We start from the raw sequence: 15,857 nt of genomic DNA, 5'->3' as shown, positions 1-15,857 counted from the left end.
AACACTTGCAGCAACTACATGGGTTCCCGTTGGGCCTTTGTCTTCGCCGTCGGTGTCATCGTGATGTGGGGCGTCACTGGACCGATCTATCATTACTCCGACACTTGGCAGCTCATCATCAACACCGGCACGACCATCGTCACCTTTCTGATGGTCTTCCTCATCCAGAACACCCAGAACCGCGACGCCCGCGCCATCAACCTCAAGCTCAACGAGCTGATCGAATCCATCAAGTCAGCCCGGAACGAGATGATCGACATCGAGCATCTCTCCGACGCCGAGCTCGACGTCCTCGCTCACCGCTATGAGGCTGTGCGCGAGAAAGCAGCAGAGCGCCACCTCGCTGAACCTAAAGGCGCCTCTAGCAAATGATGCGCTAGACCCAGCTCGCCTCCGCGAACGTGTACGGCGACCGCTGCGGACGCGACAGCATCGCATTCGCGGCATCATCGCCCTTGAACTGCTCCCGCTCCGGATCCCAGTGCAGATGCCTTCCCGTCTTCATCGCGATATGGTGCAGCAGGCAGGTTGAGCACGCCCTGTGCCCAATCTCAATCGGGGCCAGCGGCTGCTTCCGCGACCTCACACAGTCCAGCCAGTTCGCGTGATGCTCAGGCGACGTCTCCAGGTGAATCTCGTTCGGTCCAATCACCGAAGTCAAAATCTTCGGATCGCTCGCCTGCAGCACCTCCACCTTGGGCACCGGATCACCCGGCTTCGCCGTAGGCGAGTTCATGCCATCTCTCTGCACGAAGATCCAGCCCTCGGTCCCGTACCACTTGATGCCATTAGGAAACTTCCCGGAGATATCCATCGTCACGCCGTTCGCATAACGGCCATGCGTCAGAAAGTCGCCATGCACGTCCCACAGGCCGCTCTTTGGAAACTCCGCCGTCCCCCATATCTCCACCGGGCCGGTGTACTCGGTGTTCATGCCCCAATGCGCCGTGTCGACGTGGTGCGCACCCCAGCCCGTAATCATACCCGCGCCAAACTGCTCCATCCGCAACCATCCCGGCCGGTCGAACCCCTGCTGCGGCATCACCCGGTCCACCGTGTAGGGAACGACCGGCGTTGAGCCCAGCCACGCGTCGTAGTTGAAGCCCTTTGGCACCGGCATCGGGGTTGCATCCCCTCCCGCGGGGTCGCCTGGCAGCCCAATCTCCACATGCTTCACCTCACCGATTCGGCCATTCCGCACCAGCTCGCACGCGCGATGGAACTGCTTCCACGATCTCTGCTGGCTTCCGATCTGCACAATCCTTCCAGAAGCCTGCACCGCGTTGCTCAGGTAGCGGCCCTCCGCAATCGTCAGCGAAGCCGGCTTCTGCAGATATACATCCTTGCCCGCCCGCACCGCCGTCGCCGCGACGATGGCATGCTGGTGGTCCGGTGTAGAGATCACTACCGCATCGATATCCTTGTTCGCCAGTAGCTCGTGATACTCGTGATAGACCTTCACCGCGTCATACGGCTTGCCCAGCTTCTTCGTATACGTCTCCGTGACTAGTTGTCGTCCCAGCTCAGCCCTGCCCGCATCCAGGTCGCACACAGCAATTACCCGAGCGCCTTCATACTTGAAGATGCCCGGAAGGTCGTGCCCGCGCGAGATTCTGCCGACGCCGATCGCACCGACATTGATCCGCTCACTCGGGGCCATCTGCCCGAAGACAGTCGAAGGCACGATCGTAGGGAAACCTGTCACGGCCGCTGCTCCGGCCGCAGTCTTCAAAAACCTTCTCCTGCTTACATCTCCCATGCGCTGGGCTCTCCATTTTGAACGAGATTATTTGAGAGCGCGATTCTACCCTCTGCAAAGATGCTTAGTCAGCCATAAGAGCACCCCTTGCTCCTGCGGTCGCTCATTGCGCGTGCAATCGCCAAGCTTATTGCGCATGAAATCGCCGCGTTTATTGCATACGAATCCGGCGGTTGTTGCACATGCAATCCCCAAAGCCGTCATCCTGAGCAAAGCGAAGGATCCCTGTATTTTGTCTGCAGCGTCTATACAGCCCTAGGCAAATAGGAATCTGTCCGATGCACTTCACTCAGCTTCAGGATCTGCGAAACAGTACACCTCCATGGAAATCACTCCACACAATTTCACCTGAAGGTGTCATCCTGAGCGAAGGCGAAGCCGAAGTCGAAGGATCTGCGGTTCGGCGATGCTCAGCCAGCCAGCAGATCTCAGATCGGCCTCGCCACCCGCGAGAGAGCCGCAAAACAAACCTAGCTCTTGAGAGTCACATGCTGAGCCTTCATCTGCGCCCGCACTACCAGCTCCGCCGCCAGCAGGCACTGCGTCTGATCCTGCGCCGTATGGGTGCGGTTCACCACGTCTGAGACAAACTGCGCCCCGAACGGAAGCGTCACATTGTTGCAGTCGATAAACCTCTGCTGATTTTTGTCCACGATAAACAGGTTGTTACCCTGCTTGCTTCGCGCCACATCGACATACTTGCGAACTTCGATATAACCCTCCGTCCCCAGGATGAAGAGCCGTCCATCGCCCCACGTTCCCAGGCCATCCGGAGTAAACCAGTCCAGCCGCACATACCCGAACCCTCGGTCGCCCCGCAACATCATGTCTCCAAAGTCCTGGAACTTCGGCTTCTGATGATGGTTCACGTTTGCTACCTGCGATGCCACCACCTCCGCCTGCGTGGAGCCGGTGTAGAACAGGAACTGGTCCACCTGGTGCGATCCAATGTCGGTCAAAATGCCGCCATACCGCGCCGGGTCCCAGAACCAGTCCGGCCGTCCTCCGGCCCCTCCCGCATAAGGATCCATCCCGTGCTGCACAATCTGGTGTGGCGCAATATTGATCGTCTGGATCACGCGCCCGATTGCACCCGCCTTCACCATATCCCCGGCCTTGACCGCTGCCTTCACCTCAAAGCGTTCACTGTACAGAATCCCGTAGATACGCTTCGTCTCCGCAATCGTCTTGCGAATCTCGTCGATCTGCTCGAGCGAGGTCGCGCCGGGCTTGTCGCTCAGATAGTCCTTGCCTTTCTTCATCACGCGCACGCCCAGCGGAGCACGCTCATCGGGAATCGTCGAGCTCAGCACCAGCTGAATCGAAGGATCATTCAGGATCGCATCCTCCGACGAAACCATCTTTACGTCGGGAAACCTCTTCTTGAAGTTCGCCAGCTTGTCGGGCTCTGCCCCGTAGGCCGCCACCAGAACGCCACCGCCCCGCTGGATCGCCCCCACCATGCCATAGATGTGGTCATGGCTCATCCCGCAGACGGCAAACTTGATGGAGTGCTTCGGCGCTGCCTCAGCGTTCTGGTCCGGCTGCGCGACCTCATACGCTACGCTCGCTGGATCAATCGCGCTCATCTCCGCCAGCGCAGGAACCCCAGCCATCAGTCCCACCGAACCCACAGTGCGCAGAAACTCCCGCCGCCCCAAAAAATCCATCGCCATCGTACCTTCTCCTGAAAAAACAATTTCGCTGCACCCCGAACTATATCAACCGCACAGTCCAAATGGAATCCAGGTCATCCGACATAAAGCAGTAGTAATAAGGCCGACAGCATGTAGCGCGGCCAGCCAAGCGGTATGTAGTATGCGGCTCTATAGACGGTGTCATCCTGAGCGAAGTCTCTCGCAGTCTTTCGCGAGAGACGCAGTCGAAGGATCTGCGGTTTACCCGGAAGTCCTCAAAATGTGAGAGAAAAACCGCAATCACGCCCCTTGGCCTATCGATGGGATCGCCCTACGGAAAGAGTCTCGTCCGTGTCCATTCATCCCCCTTGCGGACAAAAAGAAACCGGTTATGCAGCCTGTAATCTCCATCCATCCATAGCTCGATCCGCTCCGGAACTACTGCATAGCCGTGCCAGTATTCCGGGCGGGAAATCCCCCCTGGATGCTCGGCATCAAACCGCTCTACCAACTCTTCAAGACGCTGCCGGCTCTTAAGTGGCCTGCTCTGTTGCGAAACTGCAGCGCCCACCTGGCTCATGCGTGACCGGCTCTGGAAGTACCGGTCCGCGTCCTCCGCCGGCAGCTCTACCACCGGACCCTCCACCCGTACCTGGCGCCGCAGGCTCTTCCAGTGAAAGCACAGTGCTGCCCGCGGATTCTCCTTCAGTTCGCATCCCTTACGGCTGTCGGCATTGGTGTAGAAGCAGAACCCGCGCTCATCCACCTTCTTCACCAGGACCATTCGGACGCTGGGAGCACCGTCTCCAGTCGCCGTCGCCAGCGCCGCGGCATTCGGATCGTTTGGCTCGCTCTTCTCCGCCTCTAGCAGCCATTCATGAAAGATGGGAAGGGGATCGAAGGCTTGTTCAACGGCACGCCAGTCCATGCCTCTAGTCTACCCTTCAATAGAAGTGGTCGCGAAGGTATAGCAGAGCTGCGGTGTCAGCCTGCCAAAAAGCAGGCAGGCCAACTCAGGACAAGCCCTCGAACAAATCCGTCATCTGCCGCGCTGGCTTGGGTTCCTTCTCCGCTACCAGTGTGTAAAACTCAGTACCGCCATACTCCGCAAAGAACGGCTTTGTGCGCTCCATCAGCGGCGCCTGGGAGGCGTGCCTTTCGAAGGCTTCGCTCTTCCGCTTCCGCGTCGTTTCAATATCCAGAGCTACCGTCCAGGGGCTCGGTATGGGCGGCTGACGGTCTGGAAGGAACACATCGGTGCTCAGATGGAATAACCGCCTTGGCTGGAAGACGGTGGTTATCTCCGGAAAGCGGTTGGAGCGGCCCGCCCAATGGAAGGCCGTCGTTGTCCAGAAGGAGACCATCATGTGGTCCAGGTGTACATTCAGCCCGCCATCGCTGCCGAAGGTAATGACAACGTCCGGTTGAAATCGCCGCATCCGCCTTACCAGATGCTCCACCGCTTCGAGTACGGGAACATTCTGGAGCTGTCCATCGTGATAGCCCAGAACCTCATGCTCGGTCACTCCAAGCACCTCGCAGGAGGCCGCGAACTCCCTCCGCCGGGAGGCTCCCAGCTCCAGCCCGGATTCAGCCGAGCCGCGGTGGGTTGCCGCCTGGCCGTCTGTCATACAGAGGACCGATGTCTCGATAACGTGATCTGCAGCCAGCGCCAGCGCTCCGCCAAATCCAAAACACTCGTCGTCCGGGTGCGCCACCACGCACATCAGTCGTTGGCCCAAGTTGCGGCTCCTTCCTCTGGATCCATCTCGAAGAGGTCGCCCGCGACCAGGTCCTCAATCGCGGCATCCGGATCGACCGCTCTGACGGGAGCAAAGGTCCTGCGGTGCAGGGCACAAGGCCCCAGCGCCGTCAACGCCCTCCGATGTTCCGGCGTGCCATAGCCCTTGTGCGAGGCCAACCCATATCCGGGATGCACGGTATCCAGCTCGCGCATCAGGGCGTCACGATGCACCTTGGCGACGACAGAGGCCGCCGCGATCGAAAGACTTAGGGAGTCCCCGTAGATCAGCTTCGTCTGCCTGCAGGGATGATCGATCCGCATGGCGTCGATCAGCAGATGGTCAGGCTCGATCGGTAGCCCTCGAACGGCCGTCAGCATGGCGATCCGTGTGGCCTGATAGATGTTGACGCGGTCGATGGTTTCAGCGTCAACCTCCGCCACGCTGATAGCCAATGCAACCTTGCGGATCTTCCGTTCCAACCGCTCGCGGTCTTTGCGCAGAAGCTGCTTGGAGTCCTTGAGTCCGGCAGTAGCCAGCCCCTTGATCCGTTCGGGAAGAATCACCGCAGCGGCAACCACGGGCCCGAACAGAGCACCCCGGCCCACCTCGTCTACACCGGCTATGACGCGATAGCCGCAATAACGGAGAGCCTGTTCCGGAGCATCGCTGCAGATCAGTTGCCGCAGCATCTGCTGCTTCGCCGTAGCCGCGGTGACGGTTCTCTGGGTGCGCAGTGGAGTCGAGGAAGCCATGTGCTCTATGGCAAAAGTTTATAACCCGCACAAAAGAAAACCACGGCATGCAGCCGTGGCTTCTGTGGAAATAAGGGGAAGTTAGCTAGCCCGCTCGACCTCGCGGAGGCGGGCAGCCTTGCCACGCAGAGCGCGAAGGTAAAAGAGCTTCGAACGGCGAACCTCGTAGGAGCGAATCTTCTGGACGCGATCCACGACCTTGGAGTTGTAAGGGAAGATACGCTCCACACCCTGGCCGAAGCTCATCTTGCGAACGGTGAAGGTGCCGTGAGGCCCCTTACGGCAGGCGATCACAATTCCTTCAAATGCCTGGAGACGCTCTTTCTCACCCTCACGGATCTTAACCTGAACGCGGACAGTGTCGCCTGGAGCGAAGTCGGGGATATCGGTCCGCTCAAGCTTCGCGGCCAGTTTCTGCATGATGGGATGAATAGACATGAGGATTTCCTGTATGAACTCGAGATTTCAGTTTACACGATTTCAGCTCTTTAAAACGATCGAAACCGCTCAAATCCAGGAAAGCCCCACATCTGTTACAAGGACTGATCGCGCATCCTTTCAGATTCTTGCCTCAGATCCTCCAGGATTCTTCGGTCTTGCACGGTCAGGTCCGCTTTTTCCAGCAGATCTGGCCTGTTCTCCAACGTCTTGCGGAGAGCCATTCTCCGGCGCCACGCCCGGATGGCTTCATGGTTGCCCTCCTGCAGGACCTCCGGGACCGTGATACCCGCGAACTCGGCCGGGCGGGTGTAGTGAGGATAATCCAGAATTCCTCCAGCTCCGTGCGTTGTCCGTGGCGCGCCCCCGGAATCCTTGGATTCGTCAGCGCTGTCCTGCGCTCCGAAGCTTTCAAAGCGCGACGAATCCGGGTGCCCCAACGCTCCGGGGAGCAGCCTTGTCACCGCGTCTACGATGACTGCAGCGCCCAGTTCTCCGCCTGAGAGCACATAGTCGCCGATCGACAGCTCGCGATCGCACAGAAGCTCATTCACCCTTTCATCCACGCCTTCATAACGCCCGCAGATCAGAACCACTCGCTCCAGACCAGAGAGATCATAGGCAATCTTTTGGGTGAAGGGCCGACCCTGCGCGGAAAGTAAAATGACCGACTCTCTCAGGGGATCACGCTCCCGCTTATGGGTGATGTTCAGCGAAGAGACAGCATCGTAGAGTGGTTCTAGTTTGAGGATCATGCCTTCTCCTCCGCCGAAGGGCCTGTCGTCAACGGTACGATGCCGGTCGTGGGTAAAGCTTCGTAGATCGTGAGTTGCAATCTCTACCAGACCCGCGCCGCGAGCGCGTCTGAGGATGCCGTACTCAAAGATGCTGGCAAAAAAATCCGGAAAGATGGAAATGAGGTCAAAGCGCATTGGGGATCTATCAGGCCTTCTCTAAGCGAACTGCACAAACGGATCAGGAAGCTTCAGTTCAGAGCTTCAGGGTAAATACAACCACGACAACATGCACGTCACAGAGGTTCAAACGCCGCGGACTCTCCCAGGTCATCCTCGCGGCAGCCATGCTGTTCCTGGTTCCTGCCGCAACACCCGCGCTTCACGCGCAGGAGACAACAGGAACCATACAGCAGTATTCCAGCAGCTCTACGGCCGCTGCATCGGTCGATCTTGCAGAAAACCGCACCGCAGAGCTCTTCCCGTCTGTGGCTGCGGCGGACTCCGTCAGGTCGGTTCCGTCGGCAAACACCGGGGGGCCAGCTCCTACCACGGAGGCCGGTCCATTTCGGTCCTGGCGCCTCGATGCGATGGCCAACTCGCTTGGTGCGGGCTTTGAAGTATCGACTCCGATCGCCCGGCGTTTCGACGTGCGTGGCGGAGCCAACATGACATCGTTCGGGTACGAGTTCGATGTGGACGGCCTGCACTACGATTCCCGCATCATGCTGCGCTCCGGCAACCTGCGCCTTGACTGGTTCCCGCGTCACAGGAACTTCCACATCAGCCCTGGAATCCTGTACGCGAACAACCACGTCAATGCGCCTTCGCACGTCCCGGCGGGCGCGCAGTTTACGCTCGGCGATGAGAACTTCGTCAATAGTGTGGATGATCCAGTCCACGGCAATGCCAGCCTGGTCTTTCCACGGCGGGTCTCTCCCATGCTGACGGCAGGTTTCCGCAATATTCTTCCGGGACAGCACCGTCACATCGCCGTGCCCCTGGAGTTCGGAGTCGCGTTCACCGGATCTCCGAAGATTGACGTCAGCCTTTCCGGAAGGGCATGCCAGCAGGATGGATGCTTCAACTTCGAAGATGAAGAAGAGGCGCAGCAGAGTCTCAGGGACGAGATTCGGGACATCAACAATACCCTGAGCAGCGTTCCGGTCTATCCCATTATCTCGCTCGGATTCGGGTACCGCTTCTAACCCTGGCGATTAACATCGATCAGTCCGGCCGGCAGGTTCATGAGGAGCTTCCGGCCGGGAAGATCGATCTGTTGGATGAAGGCCTTGACAAATGGGATCAAAATCTCAGAGTGATCTAGAGCCTCGATGACCAGCAGGGGAGCCGCCTCGTCAAGTCTCGCCCCATCCGGGGCTGTCAGAAACTGAACATCAGTAACCACTCCTATGGTTACTGAGTTATCGAAAAGTTTACATCCGACAAGATCGCTGACATACGCAGAGCCTTCTTCGATGGGAATACGATCTTCTTCGCACACCACCAGATCGAGACCGGCCATGGTTTCTGCTGCGGAGATGCTTTCGATTCCGGCAAACTGAAGTACGATCCGGCCGCGATTTCGACCGACGGGAAGCCATGCCGAGAGGACCTCAACGGCGCGGGGCTCCTGATGGTTAGAGGCTTCTGGATCGGTCAGGAAAAGACCTTTCCGCCCAGCGAGGCGATCGGGAAAATCGGTCAGCAGCTCAGCCAGCAACTCTCCCTTGCGTCCCTGCGGACGAAGCAGATGGGCGAGTACGACCCACGAAGATAAACTCTCCAGCATAGAAAAAGGATAAATGGCCTGAGGCGGGGAGGCGGGATTTCTCAGGATTGCTGCGACTGCTCTTCGACGATATCGAGCGCAAAGCGGTGCTTCAGCTTCATGCTGGCCGCTGAAAGGATGGTGCGCATCGATCGTGCGGTTCTTCCTTGCTTTCCGATGACTTTTCCGATATCGGTGGGAGCGACGCGAAGCCGGATGACGGTAGAGTCTTCTTCATCGAAGGACTCGACGGCGACGCTGTCCGGCAAGTCAACCAAGGCACGCGCGATATCGCCAATCAGTTCGACCATATTCGTCACGCCATTATTTTCGCCCGCCCTCTGCTGGGTCTGGGTCATGACACACCTCCTGGGGAATCACAATGTGGGCTGCTGCTCTACCGTTGCCTCGTCTATTGCGAGATCTCAGGGATGTACTGCACGAGCGTAGCCGCGGTCATTCGATAGGCCCGAGTACAGCCCATAAGTGTACCTATGGGATACCCGAGCTATCGGGAATCGCAATACCTGAAGTCTACGTGAGGAGCTCCGGAATAGGAGCAGGAGGAACCTTCAGCATTAGCAAATCTTTGGGAACTACCCCGGCATTCCCAAAGACTGCGAATGGTAACTCAGGCGGCGGGAGCCGATTCGACGGCAGGAACGCTCGCCAGAAGCTTCTGGACACGGTCGGAGAGCTGCGCTCCCTTGCTTGTCCAGTAATCGATGCGATCACGCTTGAAGTCGACGCTGGCCGGATTGGTGCGCGGGTTATAGGTGCCAACCACCTCGATGGAGCGACCGTTGCGAGCACGATCCTTTTCAATAACAACGACGCGATAGTGGGGCTGCTTACGCGCTCCAACGCGCGCCAAACGGATCATTAACACGAGAAAAACCTTTCCATACGGGAGTGTTCTTGGGAAAACGGCAGGCCGTCCATTCTCTGCACTTGATTGAAAACGGCAGAACCCAACAACTAAGTATGGCCGAAAACGCTGGATTTCGCAATGGCAGAACCCCTGCTCCGCCCCCTGCAAGGAGGCGATATTCCCTGTATTCCCAAAGAGGGACATAACCAGAAAGTGGAGTATAAAAAAAAATTGCCAGGTTACTTTGTGATGTAGACTTCTGTGTAAAAGGTATCTAGAACGTTACCACTGCACAGGGTAGAAAGGAGGTTTCATGGGGTATTGGATGAAACTCAAAGAAGAGAATCCGGTTCGTACGGCGGTACGATTTCCCATGAAGCTCCCCTTACAGATTCAGACCCCGAGAGGTGAACTCCATGCGGTGACGGAGAACATCTCGGCGAACGGGTTGCTGTTTGTAAGTGAACATATACTTGAACTTAATAGCAGGATCGAGTTTACGATCGCTATGCCGGCCGCTGTGATGGGGTCGACGACAGACGTGAAGATCCATTGTGTAGGCCGGGTGGTCCGATGCTTTCAGCAGGACAATACAAGCAAAGCAGCGGCCGTAATTGATGAATATTTCCTAAAGGCTTGATCCTATGACAGTTGTTACTTTCGATCCCTCACGGGATGAAGACGACAATAATATTGACGATGCTGAATCCGTTGGCGGGATTCGAGTCATCCTCGCCGACTCGCAGGCGATCTACCGCGTAGGAATGCGCAAGATCTTCGCCCTGGAAGATGATATCCGGGTGGTGGCGCAGGTAGAAACCCTGGGCAATCTTTATGCTGCGCTGCAGCGCTATCCGACGGACGTCGTCCTTCTTGAAGGCCAACTGATCTCAGGAACGGTCGATGCCATTCCCGAGCTGGTACGACGCGCACCTGACGCCAAGCTGATCGTACAGGTGACGGAAACCGATGAGTCCAACACCGTGGAACTCTACCGCCGTGGGGTGCGCGGGGTGGTTCCGCGATCCATCTCTCCTGATCTGTTGGTGAAGTGCGTTCGCAAGATCGCGGAGGGTGAGACGTGGATCGACAACCGTTCTATCAGCTGGGTGATCGAAGCCTATCGCTCCCAGGCCGCGACCTTGACCGATCCGAAGGTGCAGCCCAAGCTTTCAAAGAAAGAGCTTGCCATCATCAGCTGCATCACTCGTGGCATGCGCAATAAGGAGATTGCCTACCAGATCGGAACCACGGAGCAGGTTATCAAGAACTACCTTCGCAAGATATACGACAAGCTCGGTGTCTCGGACCGTCTGGAACTGGCGCTTTACTGCCTGCATCACGAACTCCTGAAGCATTACGCGAAGGAGATTGAGAGCCTGGCGACAGTACAGGTGCAGCCCATGCAGCCGCTCCGGGCCAAGATGTAGCCGGTACGCCAGCAAAATCTGATCCAAAAAGAAGAGGAGGCCACTCAGGCCTCCTCTTCTTTTTGAGAAACCCTGCGCTACTGTTTGTCGATCTCCACGTCGATCGAATACTTCACTTCATCACCCACGACAACGCCTGGAGTTCCTGTGCCAACGCCAAAGTCCGTCCGTTTCAGCACGCCGGAGGCTGAAAATCCGCTGCGGGTCTTCCCGCTCTTATCGGTCTGTGGCGGTGCGGGGCCGTCGAGGTCGAGGGTCACGGCTTTGGTCACGCCGTGCAGCGTCAGCTCTCCTGTCAGGGTCAGCTTACCGTCAGACTTCGACACCGAGGTCGATTTGAAGCTGAGCTGCGGGAACTGAGCCACGTCGAAATATTTTGCGGACTTCAAATCCTGGTCACGTCTCTCAACATTGGTGTTGACGGTCGAGGTGTCCGCGGTCGCCTGCACGGAAGACTTGGTGATGTCCTGCTCGTCATAGACAACGGTTCCCTTAACGTTGTTGATCGAGCCGTGGACGTTGGAGACGCCCATGTGGCGGACCGTGAAGTTGATGCTCGAGTGGGCGGGATCGATATTCCAGGTGGAGGTTTGGGCCTGGGCTCCAGCGCAGGCCATTGCGGCAAGACCGAGAGCCATGGCCATCAGCGAGCGATTGCGCATACGGGGGTCCTCTTTCCGATAAAGATGTACGACTGCGATGCGTGCGTTCTCGAGAGGCCGATGGCGAATCTCGTTAAGGCGACGGTTCTTCTGAATGTAGCCGTCAGCACGGAGGTTGCGCCACAGAAATCTTTGCAGATTCCCCGGCTTCGAGAAATGCAAGACAGGTCTGAGGCTGGATGCTAGCATCTCGCGATATGGGTTTTCGCGCGGAGTTCAGGTCGCTAACCTCCACCCAGAGAAGCACCTTCGCAGCGTGCTTTATGGGCTGGACGCTGGATGCGTTTGACTTCTTTCTTCTGACCGTTTGCCTGAAGGCGATTGCGGCGGAATTCCATGTCGGGATTCCGAAGATCGCCGAGGCTATCTTCTGGACGCTGGTGATGCGACCGCTCGGCGCGTTGATCTTCGGGGTTCTTGCAGAGAGATATGGCAGGCGGCCGACCCTGATCGTCAACATCATCTCGTTTTCGATCTTTGAGCTGGCTTCGGCGTTCGCCCCGACTCTCCAGGTCTTCATGATCTGCCGGGCGCTGTTCGGCATCGCCATGGGAGGAGAGTGGGGTGTGGGCGCCGCGCTCGCGCTGGAGTCCATGCCTGCCGGCAGGCGCGGTTTCTTTTCCGGTCTCCTGCAGGAGGGATACGTCGTCGGCAATCTGCTGGCCGCAGCGCTTTATGGCACCCTCTTTCCGCACCTGCACGGAACAGGGATGATGACCGGCTGGCGGGTCATGTTCATGATCGGCGCCCTGCCGGCTCTACTGGCCTTCTACATGCAGTTCAAGGTGGAGGAATCTCCTACCTGGCTGGAGGCCGCTCAGCGCAGGAGATCAGAAGGAAAGAAGTCGGTGCGCATCGAACTGCGGCAGATTGTGCAATATCTGCCGACATTCCTCTTCCTTGTGGCGCTGATGACCGCCTTCAACTCGTTCAGCCATGGAACGCAGGATCTGTATCCGACGCTGCTCGAGAAGGATCACGGCCTCGATCCCAGCCGGGTGGGTTTCATCGTGGTGGTTTCAAACATCGGGGCGATGCTGGGAGGCATCACCTGCGGCGCGCTTTCAGAAAAGTTTGGGCGCAAACGGATGATCATCATCGCCGCGCTCGCCTCCATCCCTATGATTCCTCTCTGGGCCTGGTCCCACACGGTTCCTCTGCTGGCGCTGGGTGGATTCCTGATGCAATTTGCCGTGCAGGGCGCCTTCGGGGTGATTCCGGCTCATCTAAACGAGCTTTCACCGTCCCCGGTGCGGGCCGTCTTTCCAGGATTTACCTACCAGCTCGGCAATCTCATCTCTTCACGGAACGGGGTCTTTCAGGCGAAGCTGGCGCAGTATTTCTCCGGTGGTCCACTCAATCTGGTGATGTCCTGGACGGTGGTGATCGGGGCATTTGCCATTGCGATCATTACTGGTCTGGGGCGGGAGGCGCGTGGCGAAGACTGGACCCGGATGGAGCAGTCCTCGCTTGCCTCTGAAACCACAACCAACCGTCGTTGATGGGAGCATCGCGAATGCGCAAATTCCTGGGGAAGATCCGCCCTGCGCCGTGTGGGACACTCCCGGCTCCGCTGAAGTAAGCTGGCGGGAGAGTGTAGTTGGGAGAGGGGATTTGATTCGTGAAGTTTGATCTTGAGACCGCCAAGCCGCGTGAGATTTACAACCTGCTGATCGGGCTGGTAGCTCCGCGTCCCGTTGCGCTGATTACGACGATGGAGGAAGATGGGACCTTGAACGCTGCTCCCTTCAGCGCCTACAACTATCTCTGCACCGATCCGCCCATCGTGGGTATCGGGGTGGCAAACCGATCCTCCGAAGAACCCATTCACAAAGATACGGCACGCAATATCGGCCGGTCGGGCGAGTTTGTGATCAATGTCGTGACCGAAGATATTGCCCAGCAGATGAATATCTGCGCGACGGATTTTCCCGCGGGCGTTTCGGAGCTGGAGATGGCAAACCTTGAGTCAGCGCCATCGGCGGTTGTAAAGGTGCCTCGAATCGCCTCTGCGCACGCTGCACTGGAGTGCCGGGAGCATACTACGCTGGAGATTGGCCGGTCGCGCATTATTCTGGGACGTGTGGTCTCGATCTATGTTGAAGATCGTTACGTCGATCCTGCAGGACCCTATATTCATGCCGAGCAACTGCATGCAATCGGGCGCATGAATGGGCTGGGATCGTATGTCCGGACGCGCGACAGCTTCCTTACGATCCCGCGTATTCCTTATTCAGCGTGGCAGAAGAAGCAGGAGTAGGACGCATTCGCAGAGGCAAGTCGATATACCTGGGGGGTCATCCTGAGCGGGAGCGCCCGTGCGTAGTCGAAGGATTTGCCGTTCGGGACGGTGGCAATTGCGATCGGATACGTGAATACCCGGGCGTCGTCTCATGACAGATATTGGCGCAGCCAGGGATCCGTGGAGTGGACCAGCTCGTGGGTGGTTCCGTCGAAGACGATCTTGCCTTCGTTGAGGACCAGGAACTTCGTGCTCTCGTCCACCCCTCCATTTGGGATCGGCTCCATCTTCCCTGTCTGTGGATTGAAGCGGTTCATGGCGAGCGTGAAGGCATCCTGCAGGCGATGCGTGATCATGAGCGAGGTTGTGTGGCTGACGTCGCGCTGTTTCATGACCAGTTCAACGATGGTGGTCGAGGTGATCGGGTCGAGGCCGCCGGTGGGGGAGTCATAGAGGATGAGATCTGGCCGGGAGATGATGGCGCGGGCGATGGAGACGCGCCGTCGCATGCCGCCCGAGAGTTCCGGCGGGAACTTGTCGATGGCCTGTTCCAACTCGACAAACTTCAAAGCTTCCACGACACGCTTGTAGGCCTCTTCCTCCGGAACATGTTCTTCGTGCAGCCGGTAGGCGACATTGTCTTCGACCGAGAGAGAATCGAAGAGGGCCGATTCCTGGAAAACCATGCCGATCCTCGCCCTCAGTTTGAAGAGATCTCGCTCCGGCATAGAGCTGACTTCCTGGCCGAAGACACGGATCTTGCCGGAGTCCGGCCGCAGAAGACCGTTTGCCAGCTTCATTAACACCGACTTGCCACCGCCCGCTGGTCCAAGAATGATGCGCGTCTCGCCGTGGTCGACCGAGAAGGAGATGTCGTCCAGGACGGTTTTAAGGTCGAAGGCGATGGAGACATCTTCAAAGACGACGACGGAACCTTGTTCGCCGGGTGCAGCCGATTGAAGACCCTCATGGACGAGCTGTTCGGCCATAAATACCTCCTACCTGCCGAAGATGCCGATCATGGCACGGCTGACGAGGAAGTCTACGATGATGATGAAGACCGAAGAGAAAACGACGGCCTGTGTGGTGGAACGCCCTACACCCTGGGTTCCGCCCTTCGTGCTCATCCCGAAGTAACAGCCCACGGTTGCGATGATAAAGGCAGAGAAGAGGGGTTTTGTCAGCCCCTGGACGACGTCGGCGTACTCCAGAGCCCGGTAGGAGGCATGGAAGTAGGATGAGGCGTTCAATCCAAGTAAGGTGACACTGACCAGGGCACCGCCTGCGATCCCCACGGCGTCCGCCACGATGGTCAAGAAGAAGAGCATAAAAATAGTGGCGTAGAGGCGTGGCGTCACCAGTTTGCGGACCGGATCGGTCCCGAGGGCCCGCATGGCGTCGATCTGTTCGGTCACCTTCATGGACCCGAGCTCGGAGGCCATTCCGGCGGCGTTTCTTCCGGAGACCATCAGTCCGGTCAGCACCGGCCCCAGCTCCTTGACCATCGAAAGGGCGACCAGGTTACCTGTCATGCTGATGGCCCCGAAGGCCTTGAGCGAGGTTGCCGACTGCAGGGCCAACACGCAGCCGGTAAAGAAGCCCGTCAGCACGATAATCGGCATGGAGCCCACCCCGATGGAGTCCATCTGGGTATAGATATCGGCCCAGTAGCGCGGGCGCGAAAAGATCGCAGAAACCGCCTGCCAGGAGAGGATAGAGTACTCCTGGACGGCTGCGACCTTTTGCTTGGCAAAGTCCTCTGGAGAGACGAAAGGCATTTCTTATCTGTGGCTCAGACTATCAGATGCGCGGCCGG

At 58.0% G+C, this 15,857-nt stretch carries 19 protein-coding genes; 6 read left to right on the top strand and 13 right to left on the bottom strand.

Features of this window, described 5'->3' with window-relative positions:
• Positions 1 to 18 precede the first annotated feature (18 nt).
• Entirely contained in the window at positions 19 to 372 is a 354-nt protein-coding gene (locus tag GWR55_RS08115; RefSeq protein ID WP_162401816.1) for a low affinity iron permease family protein, read from the top strand.
• Between the two features lie 4 nt (positions 373 to 376).
• Here GWR55_RS08115 and GWR55_RS08110 read toward each other — a convergent pair whose 3' ends face one another.
• The 7 genes from GWR55_RS08110 to trmD all read right to left on the bottom strand — a co-directional run bounded on the left by GWR55_RS08110 (position 377) and on the right by trmD (position 7,263).
• Complete coding sequence (locus GWR55_RS08110; RefSeq protein WP_238398717.1) at positions 377 to 1,732, bottom strand: Gfo/Idh/MocA family protein; 1,356 nt, start codon at positions 1,730 to 1,732, stop codon at positions 377 to 379.
• Between the two features lie 497 nt (positions 1,733 to 2,229).
• Positions 2,230 to 3,435, bottom strand: a complete 1,206-nt coding sequence (locus tag GWR55_RS08105) for a Gfo/Idh/MocA family protein (RefSeq protein ID WP_162401814.1) — start codon at positions 3,433 to 3,435, stop codon at positions 2,230 to 2,232.
• Between the two features lie 292 nt (positions 3,436 to 3,727).
• Positions 3,728 to 4,324, bottom strand: coding sequence for a pyridoxamine 5'-phosphate oxidase (gene pdxH / locus GWR55_RS08100; protein WP_162401813.1), 597 nt, complete (start codon positions 4,322 to 4,324; stop codon positions 3,728 to 3,730).
• Positions 4,325 to 4,409: 85 nt separating this feature from the next.
• A complete protein-coding gene (locus tag GWR55_RS08095) occupies positions 4,410 to 5,138 on the bottom strand; it encodes a PIG-L deacetylase family protein (protein ID WP_162401812.1) in 729 nt (242 codons plus the stop codon).
• The gene (locus GWR55_RS08090; RefSeq protein WP_162401811.1) at positions 5,123 to 5,893 is read right to left on the bottom strand and encodes a ribonuclease HII; all 771 of its coding nucleotides are present in this window, start codon (positions 5,891 to 5,893) and stop codon (positions 5,123 to 5,125) included. The genes GWR55_RS08095 and GWR55_RS08090 overlap by 16 nt, the downstream gene beginning before the upstream one ends.
• An 81-nt stretch (positions 5,894 to 5,974) precedes the next feature.
• A complete protein-coding gene (gene rplS, locus GWR55_RS08085) occupies positions 5,975 to 6,331 on the bottom strand; it encodes a 50S ribosomal protein L19 (protein WP_162401810.1) in 357 nt (118 codons plus the stop codon).
• A gap of 95 nt (positions 6,332 to 6,426) precedes the next feature.
• Positions 6,427 to 7,263 carry a tRNA (guanosine(37)-N1)-methyltransferase TrmD gene (gene trmD / locus GWR55_RS08080; protein WP_162401809.1) on the bottom strand — a complete coding sequence of 279 codons (837 nt, stop codon included), beginning with the start codon at positions 7,261 to 7,263 and terminating at the stop codon, positions 6,427 to 6,429.
• Positions 7,264 to 7,412: 149 nt separating this feature from the next.
• On the opposite strand from trmD, the gene GWR55_RS08075 reads away from it, so the two are divergent.
• Entirely contained in the window at positions 7,413 to 8,273 is an 861-nt protein-coding gene (locus GWR55_RS08075) for a hypothetical protein (protein WP_162401808.1), read from the top strand.
• On the opposite strand, the gene rimM is transcribed toward GWR55_RS08075, so the two are convergent.
• From rimM to rpsP, 3 genes are all read right to left on the bottom strand, one after another.
• Positions 8,270 to 8,857, bottom strand: coding sequence for a ribosome maturation factor RimM (gene rimM / locus GWR55_RS08070; protein ID WP_162401807.1), 588 nt, complete (start codon positions 8,855 to 8,857; stop codon positions 8,270 to 8,272). The genes GWR55_RS08075 and rimM overlap by 4 nt on opposite strands.
• Positions 8,858 to 8,898: 41 nt before the next feature.
• Positions 8,899 to 9,195: a KH domain-containing protein gene (locus GWR55_RS08065; protein ID WP_202925596.1), complete on the bottom strand. Its 297-nt coding sequence runs from the start codon at positions 9,193 to 9,195 to the stop codon at positions 8,899 to 8,901.
• A 272-nt stretch (positions 9,196 to 9,467) separates the two neighbouring features.
• Positions 9,468 to 9,719 (bottom strand): 30S ribosomal protein S16, encoded by a 252-nt coding sequence (rpsP, locus tag GWR55_RS08060; protein WP_162401806.1) that lies wholly within the window; start codon positions 9,717 to 9,719, stop codon positions 9,468 to 9,470.
• A gap of 301 nt (positions 9,720 to 10,020) precedes the next feature.
• Between rpsP and GWR55_RS08055 the strand changes: the two genes are divergently transcribed.
• Positions 10,021 to 10,347, top strand: coding sequence for a PilZ domain-containing protein (locus tag GWR55_RS08055; RefSeq protein WP_202925595.1), 327 nt, complete (start codon positions 10,021 to 10,023; stop codon positions 10,345 to 10,347).
• Positions 10,348 to 10,351: 4 nt separating this feature from the next.
• Entirely contained in the window at positions 10,352 to 11,137 is a 786-nt protein-coding gene (locus GWR55_RS08050) for a response regulator transcription factor (RefSeq protein WP_162401805.1), read from the top strand.
• A 77-nt stretch (positions 11,138 to 11,214) separates the two neighbouring features.
• On the opposite strand, the gene GWR55_RS08045 is transcribed toward GWR55_RS08050, so the two are convergent.
• On the bottom strand, positions 11,215 to 11,799 hold the full coding sequence (locus GWR55_RS08045) for a YceI family protein (protein ID WP_162401804.1): 585 nt from the start codon (positions 11,797 to 11,799) through the stop codon (positions 11,215 to 11,217).
• Between the two features lie 197 nt (positions 11,800 to 11,996).
• Here GWR55_RS08045 and GWR55_RS08040 point away from each other — a divergent pair, with 197 nt between their 5' ends.
• Positions 11,997 to 13,301 (top strand): MFS transporter, encoded by a 1,305-nt coding sequence (locus tag GWR55_RS08040; protein ID WP_162401803.1) that lies wholly within the window; start codon positions 11,997 to 11,999, stop codon positions 13,299 to 13,301.
• Positions 13,302 to 13,420: 119 nt separating this feature from the next.
• Positions 13,421 to 14,059 (top strand): flavin reductase family protein, encoded by a 639-nt coding sequence (locus GWR55_RS08035; RefSeq protein ID WP_162401802.1) that lies wholly within the window; start codon positions 13,421 to 13,423, stop codon positions 14,057 to 14,059.
• 131 nt (positions 14,060 to 14,190) lie between these two features.
• On the opposite strand, the gene GWR55_RS08030 is transcribed toward GWR55_RS08035, so the two are convergent.
• On the bottom strand, positions 14,191 to 15,030 hold the full coding sequence (locus GWR55_RS08030; RefSeq protein ID WP_162401801.1) for an ABC transporter ATP-binding protein: 840 nt from the start codon (positions 15,028 to 15,030) through the stop codon (positions 14,191 to 14,193).
• Between the two features lie 9 nt (positions 15,031 to 15,039).
• Entirely contained in the window at positions 15,040 to 15,819 is a 780-nt protein-coding gene (locus GWR55_RS08025) for an ABC transporter permease (RefSeq protein ID WP_162401800.1), read from the bottom strand.
• Positions 15,820 to 15,857: the final 38 nt, after the last annotated feature.

The organism is Edaphobacter sp. 12200R-103 (assembly GCF_010093025.1).
Classification (GTDB): Bacteria; Acidobacteriota; Terriglobia; order Terriglobales; family Acidobacteriaceae; genus Edaphobacter.
Note: the sequence above shows the minus strand (reverse complement) of the source record. Positions and strands in the feature narration are given on the sequence as shown.